16 protein-coding genes are annotated in these 25,500 nt (G+C 44.4%); 3 read left to right on the forward strand and 13 right to left on the reverse strand.

Annotated elements, in window-relative coordinates; translation table 11 throughout:
- Positions 1-127: 127 nt before the first annotated feature.
- The 11 genes from HMPREF9378_RS06675 to HMPREF9378_RS06625 form a co-directional block, all read right to left on the reverse strand.
- On the reverse strand, positions 128-10,609 hold the full coding sequence (locus HMPREF9378_RS06675) for a CshA/CshB family fibrillar adhesin-related protein (protein WP_002913687.1): 10,482 nt from the start codon (positions 10,607-10,609) through the stop codon (positions 128-130).
- Between the two features lie 171 nt (positions 10,610-10,780).
- On the reverse strand, positions 10,781-11,272 hold the full coding sequence (locus HMPREF9378_RS06670; protein ID WP_002900615.1) for a flavodoxin family protein: 492 nt from the start codon (positions 11,270-11,272) through the stop codon (positions 10,781-10,783).
- Between the two features lie 72 nt (positions 11,273-11,344).
- A complete protein-coding gene (budA, locus tag HMPREF9378_RS06665; RefSeq protein ID WP_002900616.1) occupies positions 11,345-12,064 on the reverse strand; it encodes an acetolactate decarboxylase in 720 nt (239 codons plus the stop codon).
- A 150-nt stretch (positions 12,065-12,214) separates the two neighbouring features.
- On the reverse strand, positions 12,215-13,444 hold the full coding sequence (locus HMPREF9378_RS06660; protein ID WP_080555431.1) for a tetratricopeptide repeat protein: 1,230 nt from the start codon (positions 13,442-13,444) through the stop codon (positions 12,215-12,217).
- A complete protein-coding gene (locus HMPREF9378_RS06655; protein ID WP_002895838.1) occupies positions 13,431-14,609 on the reverse strand; it encodes an AI-2E family transporter in 1,179 nt (392 codons plus the stop codon). The genes HMPREF9378_RS06660 and HMPREF9378_RS06655 overlap by 14 nt, the downstream gene beginning before the upstream one ends.
- Positions 14,610-14,778: 169 nt before the next feature.
- Positions 14,779-16,152, reverse strand: coding sequence for a sensor histidine kinase (locus HMPREF9378_RS06650; protein WP_002900618.1), 1,374 nt, complete (start codon positions 16,150-16,152; stop codon positions 14,779-14,781).
- The gene (locus HMPREF9378_RS06645) at positions 16,149-16,805 is read right to left on the reverse strand and encodes a response regulator transcription factor (protein WP_002900619.1); all 657 of its coding nucleotides are present in this window, start codon (positions 16,803-16,805) and stop codon (positions 16,149-16,151) included. The genes HMPREF9378_RS06650 and HMPREF9378_RS06645 overlap by 4 nt, the downstream gene beginning before the upstream one ends.
- 21 nt (positions 16,806-16,826) lie before the next feature.
- Positions 16,827-18,044, reverse strand: a complete 1,218-nt coding sequence (locus tag HMPREF9378_RS06640; RefSeq protein ID WP_002900620.1) for an ABC transporter permease — start codon at positions 18,042-18,044, stop codon at positions 16,827-16,829.
- A gap of 12 nt (positions 18,045-18,056) precedes the next feature.
- Positions 18,057-18,731 (reverse strand): ABC transporter ATP-binding protein, encoded by a 675-nt coding sequence (locus tag HMPREF9378_RS06635; RefSeq protein WP_002895848.1) that lies wholly within the window; start codon positions 18,729-18,731, stop codon positions 18,057-18,059.
- Positions 18,718-19,983 carry an efflux RND transporter periplasmic adaptor subunit gene (locus tag HMPREF9378_RS06630; RefSeq protein ID WP_002900622.1) on the reverse strand — a complete coding sequence of 422 codons (1,266 nt, stop codon included), beginning with the start codon at positions 19,981-19,983 and terminating at the stop codon, positions 18,718-18,720. Before HMPREF9378_RS06630 ends, HMPREF9378_RS06635 begins: the two co-directional genes overlap by 14 nt.
- Before the next feature lie 28 nt (positions 19,984-20,011).
- Positions 20,012-20,284 carry a YgdI/YgdR family lipoprotein gene (locus HMPREF9378_RS06625; protein ID WP_002895853.1) on the reverse strand — a complete coding sequence of 91 codons (273 nt, stop codon included), beginning with the start codon at positions 20,282-20,284 and terminating at the stop codon, positions 20,012-20,014.
- A 242-nt stretch (positions 20,285-20,526) separates the two neighbouring features.
- Between HMPREF9378_RS06625 and HMPREF9378_RS06615 the strand changes: the two genes are divergently transcribed.
- Both HMPREF9378_RS06615 and HMPREF9378_RS06610 read left to right on the forward strand, forming a co-directional pair.
- On the forward strand, positions 20,527-21,537 hold the full coding sequence (locus tag HMPREF9378_RS06615; protein ID WP_002900624.1) for a lactonase family protein: 1,011 nt from the start codon (positions 20,527-20,529) through the stop codon (positions 21,535-21,537).
- Between the two features lie 68 nt (positions 21,538-21,605).
- On the forward strand, positions 21,606-21,797 hold the full coding sequence (locus HMPREF9378_RS06610) for a hypothetical protein (protein ID WP_002900625.1): 192 nt from the start codon (positions 21,606-21,608) through the stop codon (positions 21,795-21,797).
- Between the two features lie 48 nt (positions 21,798-21,845).
- On the opposite strand, the gene mgtE is transcribed toward HMPREF9378_RS06610, so the two are convergent.
- Both mgtE and eno read right to left on the reverse strand, forming a co-directional pair.
- Positions 21,846-23,186 carry a magnesium transporter gene (gene mgtE / locus HMPREF9378_RS06605; protein WP_002900626.1) on the reverse strand — a complete coding sequence of 447 codons (1,341 nt, stop codon included), beginning with the start codon at positions 23,184-23,186 and terminating at the stop codon, positions 21,846-21,848.
- Between the two features lie 351 nt (positions 23,187-23,537).
- Positions 23,538-24,842 carry a surface-displayed alpha-enolase gene (eno, locus tag HMPREF9378_RS06600; protein ID WP_002897814.1) on the reverse strand — a complete coding sequence of 435 codons (1,305 nt, stop codon included), beginning with the start codon at positions 24,840-24,842 and terminating at the stop codon, positions 23,538-23,540.
- 208 nt (positions 24,843-25,050) lie between these two features.
- Between eno and HMPREF9378_RS06595 the strand changes: the two genes are divergently transcribed.
- On the forward strand, positions 25,051-25,500 hold the full coding sequence (locus HMPREF9378_RS06595) for a YueI family protein (protein ID WP_002900627.1): 450 nt from the start codon (positions 25,051-25,053) through the stop codon (positions 25,498-25,500).

A 25,500-nucleotide genomic window follows, 5' to 3' on the forward strand; every position in this document is an offset into this window, starting at 1 on the left:
TGTAAGAAACTAAGATTATAATTGGACACTTTATTAAAAACAGTCTATTTTCAACAAAAAATAGGAAAGATCCATAAACGAATCTTTCCTATTTTGATTTAGCGGTTGGAAGCTAAGTTCTCACCTCTTAGTCTTCAGACTTTTTCCTCCTCTTCTCTAAGCCAAACAGTCCCAAACCTGATACTCCCGCAAGCAAGCTTGCTGCTAAGTATGAGGTTTCTTCTGTACCAGTCTTAGGAAGGGATTTTGCACCCGCACTCTTAGAAAGTGATGGCGGTGCAGGTGTAATCGTCCGCTCTGGCTGAACAGGGTTTTCTGTCACAGTTGGAACGTAAACCGCTGAAATCGTCTGACCATTACGATCTTTGCGAATCACTGTCACACCGTCAGCTTGACCGACAAAGCCCGTTTCTGGTACAAAGGTTACAGTGCCATCTGGCGCAATCGTGTAGGTACCTTGGCCTGGAACAACCTTTTCAGTACTTCCATCCTCGAAAGTTGGCGGAACAGTTGGATCCACGTCGCCTTCAAAGATTGGTTTCCCAGTCTGCGGCTGTCCTTTTAGACCTGTGCTGCTGGTATCTTCTGTAGCAGTGCTTCCCAAAACAGTTGGGGTATAGGTTGCCGTCACGGCATTGCCATAAATATCTGAACGTTTCACGACAACTCCGCGAGCAGTTCCGACAAAGTCTGCTTCCGGCACAAAGGTCACTGCCCCCAGCATATTGAAACGATAAGTTCCTTCACCTGGGACAACCATTTCGGTGCTGCCGTCCGCAAAGGTCGGTGCCACTGCCTGGTCAATCGCCCCTTCAAAAGTTGGCGTGCCCGTTTGAGCTTGGCCCTTGCGGCCACTGGATACACTGTCCTTGCTAGTTGATGGTTCAACTACGGTCGGAATATAGCGAGCTGTCACTGAGGTGCCATTCTTATCACGACGGACAAGGGTCACACCGCTTCCCTGACCAAGGAAATCAGCATCTGGAGCGAAGGTGACTGTACCGTCTGGTGCGATAGTATAGGTTCCCTCACCTGGAATAGTCTTTTCCTTGCTTCCGTCTTCGAAGGCTGGCTCGACTGACTCATCAATTGGCACCAGTGGATCCCCTGCTTCGAAGATAGGTTTGCCAGTCTGAACATGGCCTTTGATATTTGTAGAGGTCGCATTTTTACCAGTTGGGACTACTGCTTTCACTATCGCTTGATATTTGACAATAACAGGAGTTCCGTTAGCGTCTAAACGAATCAATCCCAATTCTGATGTTTCACCCTTGAATTGTTTTATTGGAGTGAAAGTCACCTTGTTATCGGCATCCACTTCGAACTTACCAACATTTGGTACTTCTTTAATATTCTTTCCGTTACCAAAAAGTGGAGTCGAACCAGCGGGGAATGGAACTAATTTATGTCCTGGCGTGAAAGTCACTTGACCTTTTTGAACCTGACCTTGCAAACCTTCTGTCTTAGTACCGGTGCCTGTTGGAGTTACCTTGGTAAACTCTGGACTGTAGGTCGCTGTCACTGGTGTGCCGTTCTTATCCACTCGTTTTACTGTGACTGGATCTGGTTTGCCTACAAACTGCTTGTCTGGCGTGAAGGTCACTGCTCCATCCGGAGTGATGGTATACGTTCCTTGACCTGGAATGGTCTTCTTCTTGCTTCCATCTGCAAAGGTTGGCTCAACTGTCTCATCGATCGGAACTAGTGGGTCTGCACCTTTGAAAGTTGGAGTGCCGGTTTGCGGAAGACCTTGTGGGCCAGTGCTCGTTGCGGTGGTGCCTGTTGGAGTTACCTCTTTGACTACCGCTTGGTACTTAACTGTAACAGAGGTACCATTGACATCAGTGCGAGTCAATTCAAGTTCTGGCGTTTCACCCTTGAATTGTTTGTCTGGAGTGAAAGTAACCTTGCCGTCTTCGTCCACTTCAAACTTTCCAATATTTGGTACTTCTTTAACTGTGGAACCATTGTCAAATAACGGAGTCGAACCTGCTGGGAATGGAACAGAATCATGGCCTGGAGTGAAGGTAACTTTGCCTTCTTGAACTTGGCCTTGCAAGCCTTCTGTTTTAGTGCCGGTACCTGTTGGAGTCACCTTGGTAAACTCTGGACTGTAAGTCGCAGTTACTGGAGTACCATTCTTATCCACACGTTTCACAGTGATTGGATCTGGTCTGCCTACAAACTGCTTGTCTGGAGTAAAGGTCACTGAGCCATCTGGAGTAATGGTGTAAGTTCCCTGACCTGAAATAGTCTTTTCCTTGCTACCATCGTCGAAGCTTGGCTCAACTGTTTCGTCAATCGGAACCAATGGATCACCACCTGCAAAGGTTGGGGTGCCAGTTTGAGGAAGGCCTTGTGGGCCAGTGCTAGTTGCGGTAGTTCCTATTGGGGTCACTTTCTCAACAGTAGGCGTGTACTTAGCCGTCACTGGGGTACCATTCTTATCTACTCGCTTAACAACAACTGGATCTGGTGTTCCAACAAATTGCTTGTCCGGTGTGAAAGTGACAGATCCATCTGGTGTTACTTCGAAGATTCCGACATTTGGAACTTCCTTGCGTTTGCTCCCATCATCGAAAGTCGCTGGAGTATCATTATCCAGTGGTACATTCGGGTCGCCACCAACAAAGTTTGGTTTACCAGTTTGTGGACGGCCTTGTGGGCCAGTGCTGGTTGAGGTGGTACCTATTGGAGTTACCTCTTTCACTACCGCTTGGTACTTGACGGTTACTGATGTTCCATTGGCATCCACACGAGTCAATTCGAGTTCAGGTGTTTCACCCTTGAATTGTTTGTCTGGAGTGAAAGTTACCTTACCATCTGCGTCCACTTCAAACTTACCGACATTTGGTACTTCTTTAACTGCGGTACCATTATCGAATAATGGAGTTGAACCAGCTGGGAATGGAACAGAGTCATGGCCAGGTGTGAAGGTGACTTGTCCTTCTTGAATTTGACCTTGCAAGCCTTCTGTCTTAGTACCGGTTCCTGTCGGAGTTACAGCAGTCACAGTCGCTTGATAGTTAGCCTTAGCTACTGTACCATTGGCATCGGCACGGCTGAGTTCGATTTCTGGTGTCTTACCGACAAACGTTTTAACTGGAGTAAAGGTGACATTACCCTCTCCGTCTACTTCGAACTTACCGACTTTGGCAATTTCTTTGACATTCGTGCCAGTGTCAAAGACTGGCGTACTGTTTTCTGGGAAGCCGACTTGCGGATTTCCTGCTTCAAAAGTAATCTTACCTTTTTGAACTTGGCCTTGAAGCCCCTCTGTCTGAGCACCTGTGGCTCTTGGAGTCACTTTCTCAACAGTTGGTGTGTACTTAGCCGTCACTGGTGTACCATTCTTATCTACCCGCTTAACAACAACTGGGTCTGGTGTGCCAACAAATTGCTTGTCAGGTGTGAAAGTGACAGATCCATCTGGTGTTACTTCGAAGATTCCGACATTTGGAACTTCCTTGCGTTTGCTTCCATCATCGAAAGTCGCTGGAGTATCATTATCCAGTGGTACATTCGGGTCGCCACCAACAAAGTTTGGTTTACCCGTTTGTGGACGGCCTTGTGGGCCAGTGCTGGTTGAGGTGGTGCCTGTTGGAGTTACCTCTTTCACTACCGCTTGGTACTTAACTGTAACAGGGGTGCCGTTGGCATCTACACGAGTCAATTCAAGTTCTGGCGTTTCACCCTTGAATTGCTTGTCTGGAGTGAAAGTCACCTTGCCATCCGCATCCACTTCGAACTTACCAACATTTGGCACTTCTTTAACTGTGGAACCATTGTCAAATAACGGAGTTGAACCTGCTGGGAATGGAACAGAATCATGGCCTGGAGTGAAGGTGACTTTGCCTTCTTGAACTTGGCCTTGCAAGCCTTCTGTCTTAGTGCCAGTACCAGTTGGAGTTACCTTAGTATACTCTGGGCTATATGTTGCAGTGACTGGAGTGCCGTTCTTATCAACACGTTTCACAGTGATTGGATCTGGTTTTCCTACAAACTGCTTGTCCGGTGTGAAGGTCACTACGCCATCTGGAGTAATGGTGTAAGTTCCTTGGCCTGGAATATTTTTCTCTTTGTTTCCATCGTCGAAGCTTGGCTCAACTGTTTCATCGATTGGAACCAGTGGATCTCCACCCTCAAAGGTTGGGGTACCAGTTTGTGGACGGCCTTGTGGACCGGTGCTGGTTGCATTGGTACCTGTTGGAGTTACTTTAGTAAACTCTGGACTGTAAGTTGCCGTCACTGGAGTGCCGTTCTTGTCCACTCGCTTCACTGTGATTGGGTCCGGTTTACCTACAAACTGCTTCTCTGGTGTGAAGGTCACTGTGCCATCTGGTGCAATGGTGTAGGTTCCCTGACCTGGAATGGTCTTCTTCTTGCTTCCATCTGCAAAGGTTGGCTCAACAGTCTCATCGATTGGAACTAGTGGGTCCGCAGCTTTGAAGATTGGAGTTCCTGTTTGTGGAACACCTTGAGGACCGGTGCTGGTAACGGTAGTACTTGTCGGAGTTACTTCTTTCACTACCGCTTGGTACTTAACTGTAACAGGAGTGCCGTTGACATCCACACGAATAATTCCTAATTCTGGTGTTTTACCCTTGAACTGTTTGTCTGGAGTGAAGGTCACAATGCCATCTGCATCCACTTCGAACTTACCGATATTTGGTACTTCTTTAATATTTTTTCCGTTACCAAAAAGCGGAGTCGAGCCTGCTGGGAATGGAACTAATTCATGGCCTGGCGTGAAGGTGACATGACCTTTTTGAACCTGACCTTGTAATCCTTCTGTCTTATCACCAGTACCGGTCGGAGTCACAGCGGTCACAGTCGCTTGGTAGTTGGCCTTGGCTGCTGTACCGTTGACATCTGTACGGCTGAGTTCAACTTCTGGTGTCTTACCGACAAACGTTTTGACTGGTGTGAAAGTAACATTCCCCTCTGTATCAACCTCGAACTTACCGACTTTGGCAATTTCTTTTACAGTAGTACCAGTATCAAAGACCGGTGTGCTGTCGGTTGGGAAGCCGACTTGCGGACTTCCTGCTTCAAAAGTAACCTTGCCTTTTTGAACTTGGCCTTGAAGCCCCTCCGTCTGAGCACCTGTCGCTCTTGGAGTCACTTTCTCAACAGTTGGCGTATACTTGGCTGTCACAGGAGTGCCATTTTTGTCCACTCGCTTAACAATAACCGGATCTGGTGTGCCAACAAATTGCTTATCTGGGGTAAAGGTGACAGAACCGTCTGGTGCCACTTCAAAGATACCGACATTTGGAACAACCTTGCGCTTGCTTCCGTCATCGAAAGTAGCCGGAGTATCATTATCCAGTGGAACTCCCGGAGTGCCGCTCACGAAGTTTGGCTTGCCTGTTTGTGGACGGCCTTGCTCACCAGTGCTGGTGATATTTGTTCCCGTTGGAACCACTTCTTTCACCACTGCTTGGTATTTGACGGTAACAGGAGTGCCATTCACATCTGCTCGAACCAATGTCAGCTCAGGAGTGATTCCCTTAAACTGCTTGTCTGGCGTGAAAGTCACCTTGCCATTCGCATCCACTTCAAATTTACCAACGGTTGGAATCTCTTTAACAGTCAAACCATTGTCAAAGAGCGGAGTTGTTTCAGCTGGGAATGGAACTGAGGCATGACCAGGTGTGAAGGTAACATGGCCTTCTTGAACCTGACCTTGCAATCCTTCTGTCTTATCTCCAGTACCAGTTGGAGTGACTTTAGTAAACTCAGGACTGTAAGTCGCAGTGACTGGTGTACCATTCTTATCAACACGTTTCACTGTCACTGAATCTGGCTTTCCTACAAACTGCTTCTCTGGTGTGAAGGTAACTGTGCCATCTGGTGCAATGGTGTAAGTTCCCTGACCTGGAATAGCCTTTTTCTTACTGCCATCTTCGAAGGTTGGCTCAGCGGTTTCATCAATTGGAACCAGTGGATCACCACCTTGGAAAGTTGGGGTACCAGTTTGCGGAAGACCTTGTGGGCCAGTGCTAGTCACATTAGTACCAGTTGGAGTAACTCTGGTGAATTCTGGGCTGTAAGTTGCAGTAACCGGTGTGCCGTTCTTATCAACACGTTTTACAGTAATTGAATCTGGCTTTCCTACAAACTGCTTCTCTGGTGTGAAGGTCACTGTGCCATCTGGTGCAATGGTGTAAGTTCCCTGACCTGAAATAGTCTTTTCCTTGCTTCCATCTTCAAAGGTTGGCGTGACTGCTTCATCAATCGGAACTAGCGGATCACCACCTTGGAAAGTTGGAGTACCTGTTTGCGGAAGACCTTGAGGACCTGTGCTAGTTACATTAGTGCCCGTTGGGGTTACTGATGTAACCGTCGCGATATAAGTGACTTTCGCTGCAATACCATTTGCATCTTTGCGAGAAATGCTAATTTCTGGTGTTTCACCCTTGAACTGTTTGTCTGGCGTGAAGGTGACATTGCCCTCCGCATCTACTTCAAACTTACCGACTTTGGCAATTTCTTTTACGTTCGTCCCTGTGTCAAAGACTGGCGTGCTGTTGGCTGGGAATCCGACTTTTGGATCGCCAGCTTTAAAAGTTACACGGCCCTTTTGAACTTGTCCTTGCGGACCTTCTGTCTGATCTCCAGTTCCCGTCGGAGTCACAGCGGTCACAGTCGCCCGATATTTGGCCTTGACTACTGTGCCATTGACATCTGCGCGGCTGAGTTCAACTTCTGGTGTCTTACCGACAAACGTTTTGACTGGAGTAAAGGTGATATTACCCTCTCCATCCACTTCGAACTTACCGACTTTGGCAATTTCTTTGACATTCGTGCCGGTATCAAAGACCGGTGTGCTGTCGGTTGGGAAGCCTACTTGCGGACTTCCTGCTTCAAAAGTAACCTTGCCTTTCTGAACTTGACCTTGAGGGCCTTTCGTCTGAGCGCCTATTGCTCTTGGGGTTACTTTCTCAACAGTAGGCGTATATTTAGCTGTCACAGGAGTGCCATTTTTGTCCACTCGCTTAACAACAACTGGATCTGGTGTGCCAACAAATTGCTTGTCTGGTGTGAAAGTGACAGATCCATCTGGTGCCACTTCAAAGATTCCGACATTTGGAACCACCTTGCGCTTACTTCCATCGTCGAAAGTCGCTGGAGTATCATTATCCAGTGGTACATCTGGGTTGCCACTGAAAAAGGTTGGCTTACCTGTCTGTGGACGGCCTTGTTTACCAGTACTTGTAATGTTTGTTCCAGTTGGAGTAACAGCAGTGACTGTCGCCTTGTAGATAGCTGTAGCTGTGCTACCATTCCTATCTGTACGAGTAATCCTGATGTCTGGCGTAAGGCCTTTAAATTGTTTCTCTGGAGTAAAGGTTACATTTCCATCCTCATCCACTTCAAACTTACCAACAGTAGGCACTTCTTTAACAGTCGAACCATTGTCGAAGAGCGGAGTTGAGCCAGCTGGAAAGGCCACCGTTTGTTTTTGACCGTTGACTTGCGCAGAACCTTCTGTGAAGCTGACTTTTCCTCGCTGAACTTGACCTTGTACACCACTTGTTTCAGTATTCGTTGCACTTGGTGCTGCTGCTTTCACATCAGCCTGATAGGTAGCTGTTACTTCTGTTCCATTGACATCTACTCGCTTGATAATCTCTGCCGCTGGCCGTCCAGTATAAGTCGGTAGTGGAGTGAAGGTAACTAAGCCTTGATTATCCACCTGATAGGTACCAACACCAGCAACTGTTTTAGTCTGGCTGCCATTATCAAATGTTGGAAACTTCTTGCTATCAATAGGCACACGATTATTGCCTGGATTGAAGGTCAATTGCCCTGTCTGAACTGCACCTTGAATGCCCTCGCTGCTGGCACCTTGAGCAGATGGTCTAACAGGAGTCACCTTTGGCTGATAAACAGCTTGGTGCGGAATACCTTTGCCATCAGTCAGCTGAACGGAAATAGGGTCTACAGTCCCAACAAAGTTTTTGTTTGGTTTGAAAGTAATCTTACCTGTTGCAGGTTGGACTTCAAAACGACCGACTTCCCGACCATTTGATAAAGCTGGAACTCTAGTATCATCTGTAGTCGTTCCATCCGCTTTCACAAATTTTACTGGATTTGCTGCAGTCGGATTTGCCGGAGTTTTGCCAGCATCACCATCATTAAAGACAGGCGTCTTTTCTTGCGTTAGTCCTTGAGCATCTTTTGTTTCATACTTAGGAACATTGAGCACAGTTGGTACATAGCGTCCATCCATGGTGTTGAGCTGGTCATTGATGACTGCTTCAGCCTGATTCTTGGCAATCCAATCCGTACTTGCGCCATTAGTATCAAAACGACGAATGTTAATCCCCTGAGCAGTACCGACAAAGCCCGCCTTAGGCTCATATACCACATCTACATCAGCACCGTTTGCTGTTACTTTATAACGGCCTTCAGCAGTGTTATACCAGCCTTCTGCATCAGCTGTCAGGGCATTTCCTCTCGCATCCAATACAATCGGAGCTTTAGTAGTATCAATCGCTACTTTCTTATTTTCAGTATTTTGAGCAATCCCCTGCGGAGTAAAATGAAGAGTGGCTGTCTGTCTCTGATCACGGATTCCAGTACTTTCCTTCTTCTCACCTTTTGGTGGATAGGTCAGTTCAACTTCTAGGTCTTCCACCTCACCACTAAATGCAGTTCCGGTAGGCTTTTCAATATCTCCCTTGTTCAAGGCGATACGAACACGCATTCCCAACTTGCTAAGTTCAGGATTGGTCATAGCTGGATTCTTCTTAAAGTTGACAGTATAGTCTCCCGCAGTTGTTACTTCGGTAAATTCACTGGCTTCGTCTTCGTCAAAGACACCATTATTATTGAAGTCAATCCAGGCACGGACATAGGCTTTTTCGTATCCGTTAGCTGAAGCATGGATGCGGAGAGAATAATCTCCGTCGTGCAGACGGTTTACTGGAAAAAGACCATTAGTTTTCCCGACTAAATCATCAGACAAGAGCTGATTAATACCTTCATCGGCTAAATCATTCTGATCGTCATGTTTCCAGTTGTTGCCAGACGAGGTATCAATATCAGCCTGAACACGGCCCAAGAATGGCTGTGGATTTTGACCGCCAGTTTCAGCATTGTATCTTGAAATAGCATGGATAGCTTTTCCATAAGAATCCGGTGCATCGCCTTCATCCACTGCCATGAAACCAATCATCGCAGCCTGCTGACCAGAAGAAGCTATATAAATACCAACCTCTGATGCACCACGTGTCATGACAAGCGGAATTGTATTGTTTCTAGAAATGTTCGGTCCGAATACTTGACTTCCCAATCCGCCTGTCTTTTGGTCCGGACTGACATAGGCCTGCCAATGAACCCCAGTACCGTCATTTCCAATAAATTGGCCTTCTGTAGTAGGCTTCATTGGCTTATAGGTTTCTGTAATCTCAGTAGTCACACCATTTGCGTCTGTAACTGTACGCTTCCACTCGGCCAAATGTTCCCAACCCTTACCATTGGTTGTAAAGATAGCATACTCGCCAGGGTTTGCCTCTTCTCCATCAGCCATGACAACGGTTGCTTTAACAGGCTTCCCACGATATCTAGCTTCAACTTTGAACTTCACACCGTAGTTGGCTTCATCTTTAGGAACCTGCAGTTGGGTCTTACGGCCTTTAGTATCAATTCCTTCTGACTTAATAGCAGACCATTGATTTTGAGCAGCACCAGTAATTTTAGGGCGGTAATCATCACCATACCAATACTGATAAGCATAATTATTGCTATTGGTATATTGAAGCCAAGTATTTTTTGCATTGGGATCATAACTGCTTTCGTACTCAGTCCCCTTTACTCGATCACGATAGATCTCTGTCGCATAGAAAGGTTTCAATTCCGTCACAGTCAGTTTGACCACATAGCCCGGCGAAATTTCCTTCTCATATACTGTTCCAACTTTAAAGGAGCCATCTTTATCTAGATTTCTCAGTGATTTAGTATCACCAAAATCTAGCCAGTTCACTTGCTTCATCAACTCATCAGAGCGTTTTCTTACTGATTCTTCCAGTGTTGGTTTAGAAACTGTAGGATTAGGTGTTGCATCTTGTATAGCAGAGCTAGCTTGACCAGCAGGACTTGTAGTACGGAATGATGTTCCTGTCTCCATTGGCTGGCCGTTACGATCAGACCTTGGCATAGCCGCAGAACTTGGTTTTGGCGTATATTGCACTGAATAAGAGCGCGTCCGACTAGCTTCAGCTGGTCTGGCTTCATTAGAGGTCTCAGCTGTTTGATTAGCTTCTTGCGCCTTTTCAGGTGTCGCTTGCTCTGGGGCAGCAGCTGGGCTTACCAGCTGATTTTGATCAGCACTTGCTTCTGAGTTAGCTGTTTCAGGAACAGCAGATGTTGCTGTATTCTCAAGAGCAGGCTGACTGACTGGCTGACTCACAGCAGAGTCCGTCGGCTTTTCTGGCAGTGAGATATTTTCATCTACAGATCCGCTGGCAGTTTCATCTGCATTGACCGTAGCCGCAGTACCTAAAAGGAAAACGGTAGATAATAATACCGAGCAAACTCCGACATTTAATTTTCGAATTGAAAACTTATTTAAATGGGGGTTAAATAATTCTTTTCCCATAGAATCTCCTATATTAATATTTAATAGCAATTGGTATTATACAACATTTATATATAGTTAGCCATGGATATGACTGTAGTTGAGGGGCATAGTGTCCAAAAATAGACACATAAAAAAAAGACTCCATTTTTATAGTAAAAAAAGAAGACTCGCAAACGAATCTTCTCACTTTTAACCTTCTGATAAAACCTTATCTAATTTTTCCTGTAGGGCTGCTAATTCCCAACCATCAATTTCTTTTAGCTCATGATTGGTTACTGCCAGCCCCTCATATTCGAGTCCGCAGTTCTGGCAAAAGCGGCTCATCACGTAGTCCAGCATTTCAATTTCTTTGCTGGGCTGAGAACCTTGCAGGAGGAAAAACACCCTTTTGCCCTTGAGTACTTCCTGAGGCTCATGCACATCAGCCAATCGGTCCAACAGGGTTTTTAGCAGACCCGAAAAAGACCACCAATAAATAGGACTGGTAAAGACCAGTACATCAGCCTGACTCAGTTGCTCATAGACTTGAAAGAACTGGTCGTTTTCTGCTGACTGGCCATATTGCTCAATGTGGTAGTCCACTAATTGAAGAGCCTCATAATCTCTATCCCGCAGAAAAAAGTGCCCCAACTTAAAACTATTACCATTCCTATTCGGGCTGGCGTTTACCAAATAAATCATAGCTTCTTTTCTCCTTTATTTTTTCCAATTATATCAAAAAAGAGGGAAGCAAACAATGCTCACCCCTACTATTTATTCCGACTTTTCCATATCTTCTTTCATCTCATCCATATTAAACTTAGCAAAGAGATACTTACGATCTTGTACTGGGAAACGCTGATCCAGCTGGTCTACAGCACCCAACTCGACGACACCTTCTTTGATAACAAAATCCATAACATGTCCGCCAAAAGTCAGATCGTCTGATACAAAATGCAGATGATAGCCTGCCAGACTGACTCCGTGAAAAATCTCAGGTGTCCAGATACCAACGATGGTGCCCGTGACATTTTCCTTACGATACTCAGGCTGGTTGACTGCTACTTCTGCAAACTTCCGCTCCGTCGTAGACTTGGGAATCATCCGAACATGCATATGGGCGAAATCGCCATGAATCTTGATAGAGCGGAAAAGATTTTCCCCATCATAGTAAGACTCAATCCGCTTTTCCAGTTCCTTATCGTTCATCTCAAAGCGCTGACGGAAAATGACCTCCGCCTGATGGGGAACCACTGCCGCGTAAGGCACTGTCATATCTGGTGACACCTCAACCACTTCTGGCACTTCTCCAGATCCCTTTGCCTGATAAGCCTTACCATTGAGAACAATGAGCTCACCATCAATAGAGTCCAGCGTTCCCAAGCCCAAATCTCCATACTGCAGCAGCTCTCCAACAGTCATACTGCCATCGTAAAGACCAGCCATCAAGGCTCCCAAAGTATTATATTGAAATAATTTGATTGGTTCTGCCATTCTTTTTCCTTAATCTTTCTCTTCCTAAAAATATTATTGCCCATCCAGCTAAGTTTTTATCATCTTTATTACATGTGCTTACTGAATTTCTACCGCCAATCATTATACCATAAATTGTGGGAAAGGGCTGAGCAAGTGCTTCTTGAGCTTTTATAAGCTTTCATAAAGCTCCTGCATACTCCCATCATCAGGTACCAATCTCAGGTAAGAAGCAGCAGCCCTTTTAGCTTCTTCAAATCGGCCTAGCTCTCGCAAAAGATAGACATACTGCTCCAGAAACTCTGGATTATCTTGCAATTCACGAGCCAGTTGATTATAGAGTTCCTCAGCTTTTTCCAGATTTTCCAAGGCCTGATAAGCACGCGCCAGATTCCAGCGGGTCAAGGCATTATCGACTTCTTGCTCTGCAAATTCTAAAATATCCTCATAGCGCTCCTGCTCCAAGTAAAGAGTAGTCAGTCGCAAGGTAATCTCTTCCAAATCATCCGCATCTTCCTGAGCCTGCAAGAGATAATGTTCAGCCGCTTTCTCATCATGAAGTTCATAAGAAAGCTGTGAGGCTAAAAGCAAGAGCCGAGTCTCAAAAGGATTCTTAGCCAAGCCCTGCTGGGCAAGGGTCAGGGCTTCAGCCGTCCGATGATCCGCATGAAGAGATAGGGCATAGCCATATTCGTAGCCTTCAAAATCCGGTGACAGAGTATCCAATTGCTTGAAATAAAGATTGGCCTTTTGGTATTCTTCCTGGTCCGCTAATATAGTTGCCAGCTCATAAACCGCAGCATCGTCGTATTCCAGATCAACAGCTTTCTCCAAAAACTCAATGGCCGCTGCAAATTTTCCAAGACTGGCATAGCAGACCCCAATCCGCTGATAAGTTGAGACGCCTGTCTGCTCAAAGATTGTACGATTATCTAGCTGGGCGTATTCCTTAATCGCCTGGGAAAAATCCCCCAGCTCCAAATCTATCTCAGCCAGACCAAAAGTTACCAAGGGCTCATCAGTCAGCGCTGCTGCCTGAGCCAGTTTCTCACGAGCTACATCAGGCAGCCCCTCTAGCTGATAGAGATCAGCCTTAGCCAAGAGAGCAGCAACATACCAGTCACTGCCTGGCTGAATCTCCTCCAGATAGGCAAATGCCTGCTCCAAGTCCCCATCATCACTGGCAATAGCTGCCAGACTGATATAAGAAGCTGGATAGTCAGGAGCCAACTTTTCAAAAATACGCTTGGCCTGAGGGAAAAAGCCGATACTCTCTAAGTAATCGGCCAAGTCCAATAATTCTTCTTCGCTGTCTGTAGTCAGGGCTTGCTCGAAATAGCGATCAGCCAGAGCTAGGTCCTGCTCCTGTAAAGCTGCCAACATTTGCTCACTCTTGCTCACTAATTTCTCCTTCTTGTTCAAAATCGGCTTCATAGAGGCCACTTACTTTCTGATACCACTTAAAGATGGCTGCAATAGCTACCTTGGCTGAAGCATAGGCGGGAATTCCCAGGAAAACGCCCCAAATGCCAAACATGGTACCAGAAGTTAATAATACGAATAAAATCGTAATTGGATGAATACTGAGCTGACTGCCCAAGACCAAAGGAGAAACAAAACGCCCCTCGATTGTCTGCTCAACGATGAAAACGACAATGACTTTAGCCAGCATCACTGGACCGCCAGCAATCAAACCGATTGCCAGAGCCGGAAGCATAGCTAAAAAGCTGCCCAAATAAGGTACCAGATTGAGAACTCCTGCAATTACTCCAAGAGTGACACCATAGCGCAGACCAATAATCTTGAAGAAAACGATAAACATCAGAGCTACAATGATAGCGACCGTCACCTGACCGCGCACATAGTTGGCCAGCTGGCTGTTGATATCCGTCATCACTTGACCAAAGGATTCGCGGAATTTAGTCGGCAGAAACTGGGTCACATAGCCTTTCAGATTTTTTCCGTCTCTCAGCAGGTAAAAAAGGATAAAGGGCATGATGATAATAGCCACGATAATCTGCGAAGTTGTACTGATTAAGTTCCCCGCCCAATTAACTGCTCTAGATGAAAAATTGCTGGCCCAATCGGTAATCTGGCTAGATAGATTGCTAGTGTATTCTTCAATCTGCGGCTTAAAATCTGCCGAAATATACTTAGTCACGACATCATCGATGAACTTGTCAGCCTGCTTCAGATAAGCTGGAACATTTCTGACAAAGGCCATGACCTGATGCTGCAAACTTGGAATAGCAACAGCCAAGCCCCAGATAATCAAAAAAGCAATTAAAACAAAGACAATGGTAATAGCAACCAGTCGATTAATCTTATGCTTTTCCATCCAGTCGACGATGGGATTTAACAGATAATAAAGCAGGCCAGCTAAAATAACCGGCAGCATAATCACTCCCAAAAATTCAATGACTGGACTAAAAATAAAACTGATTTTACTAAGTATAAAAATATTCAGCCCCATCAAAAGGGTCACTAGAAATACTGTAATGGCCTTGTTATCTAAAAACCATTTAAAAAACCAAGATAGGCTAAAATCTTTTTCTTTGTGCTCCATATTCTCCTCCTTTAACTCGTCATTTCATTGTAACATTTTTCAGAGAAAAATTCTTTGCTCAGCTATAGGGAAAAGCAAAAAAGAGAGGAGACAGAAGACTTGTATTTTTCGCAAAATACAGCTTCTGACTTCTCTCTTCGGTTCCTGCAAGGCCAGCTAGAATCCAAGGTTATTTCTCGACAGTTGGCAGATAAATGCTAAAGCGCATTTTCCGCCCATCAACAGCTTCAAACTGATATCGCAGACCATGCTTGTCCAAAATCTGCTGAACGATAAAGAGTCCCAGACCAGTCCCGCCATCCTTGCGATTGCGACTGTAGTCTGGCCGATAGAAAGGCTGAAAAATCTGCTGAATTTGGTCTTTGTTTAAGACTCGTTCTGCTTCATTTTCGATGACTAGCTTACGCTCTTCCAGCCTAAGTAGAATCTGTCCGCCTTCTACTGTATAATGAAAGGCATTGTCCAGAAGATTTTTGATAGCCTTGAGCAGATAGGTGCGGTTACCCTTGACCTTCGCTTCTGCCAGCTCAACCTGAAAATGGTAGTGTCTGACATCTGCTAAAACTCGATAGGTGCTCAGATTTTCCTCCAAGACCTGCTTGAGTGAAAAGACTTCCTGTTCGGTTTCAGTCTTCATCTCCAGTTTAGAAATGGCTAAGATAGACTGGACTAACTCCGACTGCTCCTCTAGGATTTCTCGGCACTTCTGCAAGTACTTGTCGCGATCCTTGAACTCTCCTACACCATAAATCATGCCATCAACCATCCCCATCATGCTGGTAATGGGCGTCTTGAGCTCATGCGATGTCATTCGCAGAAACTCAGCTTTCTCTCGCTCGCTTTCTGCTACCTTTTCATTTTCTAGGCGCAGAGCCTCAATACTGGTCAGCAGATTAGCATAGAGATGATTGATGTCTTGGGCCAGTTCGGCAATCTCATCACGCCCCTTGACTTGACAGGTCACATCTGGAGCCAGACTCGTCATTTGACGGGTGCTTTTAGAGATGGCTTTAATCCGCTGACTGGAAGTCCGGCTGTAGAGATAGGCAGCCAGACCACCCAAACTCAGAGATACCAGCAAGACAAATGGATAGAGATTGAGCAAAATCCGACTAGCATCAGAAACAGGCTGTAAGGAATATTCTCCTCTCAGGACAACTTCTTTACCATCTGAAGTTCGAAAGCGTTCTGATAAACTCTTGCTCTCATAGTCACTGTTGGCAATTGTTGGGACGATAGTCAGCTGCAGAGAGCTTTCATCGCCAGCTTCGAGTGAGGGATAGAGAATAGTATTGTCTTTCGCTAGCAAGGTAAACCAAATCAGATTGCTCTTTTTACTATAATCGCTCAAGAGCTCGCCGATTTCCTGACTGGACTTTCCTTTGACTTGCTTGGAAACTTGGTCAAATTCCCTCTGAGCTTCTCCACTCTTAACCTGCTGATAATACACCGGCATGGCAAAGTAAAGACTGGCTAGAACGATAGTCACCACCACGAAAATGATAGAGGAAGTCAGAAGAAAGTTCTTTTTGACAATTTTCACTTGTCTTCTCCTCCAAGCTGGTAGCCCATACCCGTAATGGTTTTCAGCGGCACACCAGGAATCTTTTTACGGATATTCTTGATATGATTATCCAGTACCCGACTATCCAGTTCGCTGTAGCCCCAAATGGTATTCATCAGCTGATCTCGGGTCACCAAATGGCCTTTCCTCTTAGCCAGAGTCTGCAAGATTTCATATTCTTTCTTGGTCAGAGGCATCTTCTCACCCTGCCAGTAAACCGTGCAGTCATCAATAGAAACCGTCAAATCTCCAACAGCAATCTCTGAAGCAACAGTATTTCTGCGCAGAATATTCTCAATCCGTTTGACCAAGATTAGCGGTGAAAAAGGCTTGGTTACATAATCACTGATGAGATGGTTAAAGCTGACCAGCTGGGTATACTCGTCATCCAGAGCTGTCAAAATCATGACCGGAATCTGAGAAGTCTTGCGGATTTCCTTCAGTACTTCCAGACCGCTCTTGGTTGGCAGCATCATATCTAAGATGACTAGATCAAAGGGCTCTTCTTCAAAAGCCTGTAAGGCCTCGCCTCCGTCAAAGACTGGCCTTACCTCATACTGACTTTCCTTTAAAAACTCGCAAATCACTTGATTAATCGTCGTATCATCTTCCACCACTAGAATCTTGTGCATACTTAGATTTTTCTCCTTTACCTATTCAAATCGCAGGGCTTCGATCGGATCCAACTTAGATGCTTTCACAGCTGGCAGGAGCCCAAATACTACTCCTATTATACAACAAAAGAGCAAACTTACAAAGACAGAAAAGAGGGATAGAATATACGGATAGGCTAGAGACTGGGTGATGGCAAAGCCCGAGGCGATACCAGCCACCACGCCAATAATTCCTCCCATCAAGGTCAGGATGACTGCCTCAATCAGGAACTGCTTGAGAATGATCTTCCGCCGAGCTCCCAGAGCCTTTTTAATCCCGATTTCACGAGTCCGCTCTGTCACTGAAACCAGCATGATATTCATAACACCGATACCTCCGACTAGGAGAGAGATGCTGGCAATACCAGCTAGCAATACGAAGTTAGACTTGTTGAGATTGTCCAGCTGCCGTTCAAATTCCTGCAGGTTGAGCACACCAAACATATAGTCTGACGGTGGCATTTGCTGATTGAGATAATCACTGACCTTCTTGGCCACTTTCTTCAAATCATCAGCCTTGTGGGTTTGGACAGTCACTTCAGGACTGACATTAATGGTATCAAAAATCCGATGCCACTGCTGCAGGGGAATATAGGCCACCTTTTCCGCACCAGCTGTTAAACCACTCTGCTCAGTCGACTCAAACACGCCAATAACCTTAAAGGGATTTCCCAAGACTTCCACATACTTGCCGATACCATCACCCTTTGGAAAAAGACTGTCATAAAGTGACTTTTCCAGATAGGTCACTTGCTCTTGATTTTTAAAAGCTTCTGAGTCAAATCCTTCACCTTCCAGCAGACGTTGCTGCTTGATGTCAGCAGCTGTCTGCGAAACAGCCTGAATCTTCCCAGATGACTTTTGGCTCAGATAGTAAATCTTCTCATCTGTACCATAGGTCAGCATAGCATTCTTGACTCCAGAGATTTCCTTAATCTTACTCAACACATCCTCTCCCATAAAGGGAATATAAGAAGGCTTCTGAGCTTGAGATTTCTCTGGAATGGTCGGATCGATGGCGCTTTTCTTGTCATAGACGACCTTGATTGTGTTATTATTCCCGCCAATGAGCTGACGCTTGGTATTTTCCGTATTTCCCTCAATGATGGAAAAGATAGCGATAATAGCGCCTATCCCGATGATAATCCCCAACATGGTCAGCATAGAGCGCATTTTATGCGACAAGATTGAATTCAGAGCTACAAAAATATCTTCCATACAGCTTCCTTTCTATCCTATCGCTTTGCTCTCTATATTACCGTCCCGCAGGATAACCGTCTGCTTGCAGAGTTGGGCTACTTCCGGCTCATGGGTAATGATGACAATGGTCTTGCCCTCATCATTAAACTGCTTGAAAAGGTCCATAATCTGCACACTGGTCTTGGTATCCAGGGCCCCCGTTGGTTCGTCACCAAGGATGAAGCTGGGATTGGTTACCAAGGCTCGCGCAATGGCTACCCGCTGCTTCTGACCACCGGACAGCTCCATAGGCTTGAAATCACTTCTTTCTTCCAGCCCGACCAATCGCAACATTTCCAGAGCTCGCTCCCGTCTCTCTTTTTTAGGAATTTTCATGTAAGTCAGAGGCAGTTCCACATTTTGGCAGGCCGTCAGCTTGGGCATGAGGTTAAAATTTTGAAAAACAAAGCCAATCTTCTGATTACGCAAATCGGACAGCTGATTGTCGGACAGTTCAGACACATCGGTTCCTTCAATATGATAAGTCCCAGAACTTGCCTTATCCAGACAGCCGATAATGTTCATCAGAGTGGACTTACCAGATCCAGACGGTCCCATGATAGCTAGAAAATCCCCCTCTTTCACATGCAGATCAATTCCTTTTAAAATTGGAAATTCCTGACTGCCCTGCTGATAAGATTTGTGGATATCCTTAAGCTTTAACATGCTGTCCTACCTCCATCCCTTCTTCCATCCCTGCTCTCGGTGTTGAAATGGTATCCTGCATAGTCAGACCTTCTGTAATCTCTACTAAACGGTCAGAAACTTTCTTGGTCTTGACTTCCTGCAACTTCAGAGTCTTGCCTTCTACCTTCCAGACATAGGTCTTGCCATTTTTATTGAAAGTATAAGCCTTATTGACGACTACCTTTCCTGCCTCGGGAGCATTCTCCACGATGTTGACATAGGAATGGGAGCCCACTAGCGGCATTTCGCCACCCTGATCCAGCTCAACTGTATAAGGATACTTACCTTGGTTGGGATTTTCCTGTTGCTTATTCCCACCATTATTATTGGAAGTATTTTCTGCTGTCAGGCTGCCGACCTGAGTTACCGTACCACTCCAGCGTTTCTTAGGATCCTTGCGATCCACCACTTCCACTTTCTGACCGACACTCAGCTTTTCACGGTCAAATTCACTGACAGTACCTTTGACCAGAGTTTTGGACTTGTCCATAATCTCGATAAAGTTTTCTTCTTCCTTTTTGGCCTTGGACTGATTGGGCAAATCTTCATTCATAGAGGTAATTGTTCCTGCTGTATCGGCAGTCACAGTATCATACTTCATCCGATCTGATTCTGTCTGAGCTGTCACCTGAGCCTTTTCAGCCTCAATCTGAGCTGTCGTTACTTCATTATCTGCCGTCTTGGCATCGCTCAGCGCCTGAGCCAGCTCGTCTTCAGCAGACTTAATCTGCTCTAGCAGTGACTCATCCTGACTGGAATTGTATTTGTCTTTGAGAGCATTGAGACTGGCCAACTTACGATTATAGGTTTCCCATTTAATCGCAGCGCTGTTTTGAGCTGCTGTAATGCCATTAGCCTTGGACTGGGCATCATATTGAGCCGACTGGGCTGTCAATTGCTGCTCTGTCGCATAGGAAAAGAGCGGCTGTCCTTGTGTAACGGTATCACCATTTTTGACAAATACTTCCTTGACTTCCCCTTTAGACGGGTCAATCTTGACCTTACTGCTATTGTTGGCAACTACTTCCCCAGATAAAACCAGGCTTGTTTTTTTGCTGTTATTGACAGCTTCTTGGACTGTCAGAGAATCAATCGCCTTATCTGCCATTTTCATGGCCTGTTGTTGATTGATCTGTCTAAAATACAGATAGCCTCCCAGCCCAGCACAAGCAAGAATGACCGTGCTGCCCAATAGAATGGTCTTACGATTCATTTTTTTTCTTCGAAACATATTGCCTCCAACCTACATGTTTTAACCTTTATTCTGCTTCTGAGCTAGATCCTGATCCATCTTCTGGAATTTCCTCGCCATCTGCTGGGATTTGGATAACGTTCCCATCAGGCATCGTGTATTCAGTCACTTCTTTGCCATCGACTGTCTTGGTCTTCTTATCAACAGCATCCTTCTGGAAGTCCACTTGTTTCCCGTCCTTAATTTCTGAGTTATCTGCTTCTTTATTTCCGCATGCGGCTAAAAAGAATCCTGACATTCCGATAAGAGCAACTAGCATAGCAATTTTTTTTACGTTCATTTGATTTCTCCTTTGTTTGACAAGCAGGAAGTTTGTTGCTTCCTGACAGTAATTGTTTTTTTGAACAATTCTATTCTAACAAAGCCATCTATCCCCTTCCTACCCGCTATCTGTTTTTTATCTGTTTTTTTTAAACCAATACTATTCTTTTGAAAATCGGGCAAATTCTACGCTCTAAGCCCTATCATCTGCTTTTATGATATAATAGTAGCAAGCAATCTAAATATATACGAGGTAATATCATGACACAAACGGTTTACTTTGGAACCTATACTCGCAGAGATTCCAAAGGAATTTACAAAGCAGATTTTAATTCTAACAAAGGAACTTTAGAAAACTTGACCTTGGTTGCTGAAGAGCCCAGTCCAACCTACCTAGCCTTTGATAAGGCTGGACATCTCTATTCTGTCGGAGCAAAGGACGAACAGGGAGGAATTGCAGCCTTTGACAAGTCAGGCCAGCTCCTCAACCATGTCGTTGAAGAAGGAGCTCCGCTCTGCTATGTGTCAGTTGACGAAGAACGCGACTTGGTTTACGGTGCCAATTATCATAAAGGACAAGTCTTGGTCTACAGACGCCTAGCTGATGGCAAACTGGAACTGGCTGACTCAGCTAGCCATCAAGGTCAAGGACCACACGCCAATCAGGCCTCTGCTCATGTCCACTACGCTGATCTTACACCAGATCAATACCTGATCACCTGCGACTTGGGAACTGACGAAGTAACCACCTATGATGTTGCTGAAGATGGAAAGATCGCTCCTCTGGATACCTACAAGTGTGCCGCTGGAGCTGGTGCCCGCCATATCGTTTTCCACCATCATTACAAAATCGCCTATTTGATTTGTGAGCTTAATTCTACTATTGAAGTCCTAATTTACGATGGAGTCGGCCATTTTGAACACCTGCAAACTGTCTCCACCTTACCAGAGGACTTTGAAGGAGCTAATGGAACAGCTGCTATCCGTCTGTCTGCTGATGGCAAGTTTCTCTACGGTTCCAACCGCGGCCATGACTCTCTTGCCGTTTACAAAATCTTAGCTGATGGCAGCTTGGAGTTAATCCAGATTGCACCTACCAATGGCCAAAATCCGCGGGATTTCAACATCACACCAGACCAAAACCATATCATTGCTGTCCATCAAGACTCTGATAATGCAACTATCTTCAAACGCGATGCGGAGAGTGGAAAATTAACAGAAATCTCCCACGATTTCTACGTTCCCGAAGCTGTTTGTGTGACCTTTAAATAAGCAGAATTCTTGTCTTTCTATTAGAAATTTGATTAAATAATATAAAAAATTACTAAGGAGTAACAACTATGAATCCAGTAGATTTATTTAACCAAGTAAAAGAAATGATTGAAAAGAAAGACTTTGATGGCGCCAAAAAGTTTATCGAAGAAAACAAAGACAAACTCGGTGAATACCTAGAACAAGCTAAAAAATTAGTAGCTGGAAATGAAATGGCCAGCGGTGCTATTGATAAAGTTAAAGGTTTGTTCGACAACTAAGAAAACAAAAAACGCTTGATTTTTCAAGCGTTTTTTGTGTATCATTTTTTATACAATCAATGGTAAGAAAATTTGTGCTAAGCCTAGAAAAGCTAGATAACCTAACACATCTGTTGCCGTGGTAATGAAAATGGTTGAGGCTAGAGCCGGATCCTGATGCAGGGTCTTGATAATCAACGGTACAAAGTAACCAAATAGAGCACCACATGCTAGATTGATCATCATAGCCAATACCACAATAACAGACAGATAGAAATTTTGATAGAAGACAAACATGACAATCGCTGCAATCAAGCCAGTAAAGAAACCATTAACCAAAGCTAGCACGATTTCTTTGAATACTAAATTCCGATCTTCTTTCAGATCCAGTTTCCCCAAGGCAATTCCCTGGATAACCAAAGCAAGTGTCTGAGAGGCAGAATTTCCTCCCATTCCCGTAATAATAGGACTAATCGCTGCTAATGCTACAACTTTTGAAATCGTATCATCAAAAAGTGCTACTGTCGCAGAAGCTAGAAAGGCTGTTACTAGGTTAATCATCAACCAAGGTAAGCGTTTCTTGAGTGATTCTTTGAAAGGTCCTCCAATTTCTTCACTTTCTTGGACACCACCCATCCGCAAGATATCTTCTTGATACTCTTCTTGCAAAACATCGACGATATCGTCAATAGTGATGATTCCTAACAATACCTGCCGATGATTGACGACCGGTACGACAGATAAATTATATTTGGCAGAAAGCTGTGCCACTTCCTCTTGGTCAACCTCTGGCGTTACACTCACTATCTGAGTATTCATAAATTCACTGAGTTTCATCTCCGCATCATGAATAAACAAATCACGGATATCAATCCAGCCAACTAGCGAATGATGCACATTTCTAATAAATAAGGTATCAATAACTTCCGTATTGGGCGAAATCTCCCTCAATTTATTGAGAGTTGCTGAGACGGTCAGATTTTCATTTAAGGTAATGAATTCTGTCGTCATCAGACCACCAGCTGTCTGAGGATCGTAAGCCAACATAGCTTTCAAATTCTCTTGACTGGTATTTTTCATCATACTTAAGTATTGCTTACGCAAGTCCACACTCAAGTACCCCAAAATATCTACCACATCATCATCTGGCATAAGATGAAAAAGAGTGCTGGTACGTTTGAAAGAAATCGATTGGATAATCTTTCGTTGCAACTCTGGCTCGGCTTCTTTTAAAATCTCTACTAATTGATCATCACTAGCCATTTCCGTAAAGGTTTTGAGGAGATTCCCTTCCTCATCCTCCAAAGCCTCCAAAGAAAGAGCAATATCAATGGGATAGTAATCATCAAATATCTGATTGAAAACTTCACTATCCTGTGATAGTAAGACCTGATTTAATAATTCTTCCATTGTACTCCTCCTTCCACTTTGCTAGTATACCATAAAAGACTGATTTTGATACAAGAAAGCTATAAAATCTTCAGTAAATCGCTCACTTTTTCAAGCATGTAGTCACAAGGAAACGCAGGGATCTCTTGATTATATTTTCCGAAAGAAAAACTGTCATCTTGTCCTCAATTTTTTCAAGGGAAAGAGCATGACCAGCCCTACACACTACTTCTAAGCAATATTCTCGGAAAAGATGATAAATCACCCTCTCATCAACTAGGGTGGTTCCTAAATCAAAAAATATCCATTGTTATATCTTTACACATCAAAAAAGCTAGGACTAAGTCCTAGCTCCTCTTAAAGGTTGTTAGATTATTTTTTCAAGTTATAGAAAGCTTGAAGACCTTTGTATTGAGCAACTTCACCAAGTTGATCTTCGATACGAAGCAATTGGTTGTATTTAGCAATACGGTCTGTACGTGAAAGTGAACCAGTCTTGATTTGACCTGCGTTAGTTGCAACTGCGATGTCAGCGATTGTTGAATCTTCAGTTTCACCAGAACGGTGTGATACAACTGCAGTGTAACCAGCTTCTTTAGCCATTTCAATCGCTTCAAAAGTTTCAGTAAGAGTACCGATTTGGTTAACTTTGATAAGGATTGAGTTAGCAGCACCTTCTTTGATACCACGTGCAAGGTAGTCAGTGTTTGTTACGAAGAAGTCGTCACCAACAAGTTGTACTTTCTTACCAAGACGTTCAGTAAGAGCTTTCCAACCATCCCAGTCATTTTCATCCATACCATCTTCGATAGTGATGATTGGGTATTTGTTAACCAACTCTTCAAGGTAGTCGATTTGTTCTGCAGATGTACGAACAGCAGCGCCTTCACCTTCAAATTTAGTGTAGTCGTATACTTTACGTTCTTTATCGTAGAATTCTGATGATGCACAGTCAAATCCGATAAATACGTCTTTACCTGGAACATAACCAGCAGCTTCGATTGCAGCGATGATAGTTTCTACACCATCTTCAGTTCCTTCAAAGCGAGGAGCGAATCCACCTTCATCACCAACGGCAGTTTCCAAACCACGAGATTTAAGGATTTTCTTAAGAGCGTGGAAGATTTCAGCACCGTAACGAAGAGCTTCTTTGAATGTTGGAGCACCAACTGGCAAAATCATGAACTCTTGGAATGCGATTGGAGCATCAGAGTGAGATCCACCGTTGATGATGTTCATCATTGGAGTTGGAAGAACTTTAGTGTTGAATCCGCCAAGGTAGCTGTAAAGTGGCACTTCAAGGTAGTCAGCAGCAGCACGAGCTACAGCAATAGACACACCAAGGATTGCGTTCGCACCCAATTTACCTTTGTTAGGAGTACCGTCCAAAGCGATCATTGCACGGTCGATGGCTTGTTGGTCACGAACATCGTAACCGATAATAGCTTCAGCGATAACGTTGTTTACATTATCAACTGCTTTTTGTGTACCAAGACCACCGTAACGAGATTTGTCGCCATCACGAAGTTCAACTGCTTCGTGCTCACCTGTAGAAGCTCCTGAAGGAACCATACCACGTCCGAAAGCACCTGATTCAGTATAAACTTCTACTTCAAGTGTTGGGTTACCGCGTGAGTCTAGGACTTCGCGAGCGTAAACATCAGTAATAATTGACATTTCTTACTCTCCTTATTATTTAAAATTATTTACTAGTCTATGATACCTCAAAAACGCTTTTTTTTCAAGGAAAAAAAGAGAATCTAAGCAAATTTGAGAATTTTTGCACAAGAAAACGATTCCAAATTTACTATATAAAAGCTTTTCCAGCAAATCAGAACAAATATTCAACCTTTTAGAAATTCTCCTTTTATGGTACAATTTTATTATGACTGATATTAATAAAGTAATCATGGAAAAAGCTCAGGGCGGAGTCAAGCTCAATCCTGATGAACAGCGTAGATTTTTAGGGACTTTTGAGGAGCGAGTGCTAGCCTCCTGCTCTATTGAGCAAGCCAACGAGACCCTCATTCGCAGTCATTTCAAGGAAATGCTCAGTAGCATCATGAAAAACTGCCAACCTGTAATTGTTAAAATTTCTCCGGAAGTCGAGTCTAGCAATCAAATCTTTTATCTAAAAACCTCCAAGGAACTTGGCTGCGAGGCTACTATCGTCTCAAGCGATTACCAGTCTTCTCCTTTTGGCCTGATTGTCCATAGCGACCATCTTGTCCAAGTAGATGATAAGGACATGAGCCAACAGTTTGCTAGTCTCCTTCAGCCAGCAGAAAAACCAGTAAAAGAAAAGCGCTCCCTATGGAAAAAATGGTTTGGATAA

This window comes from Streptococcus sanguinis SK1 = NCTC 7863, assembly GCF_000194945.1.
In the GTDB taxonomy this organism is placed as follows: Bacteria; Bacillota; Bacilli; order Lactobacillales; family Streptococcaceae; genus Streptococcus; species Streptococcus sanguinis.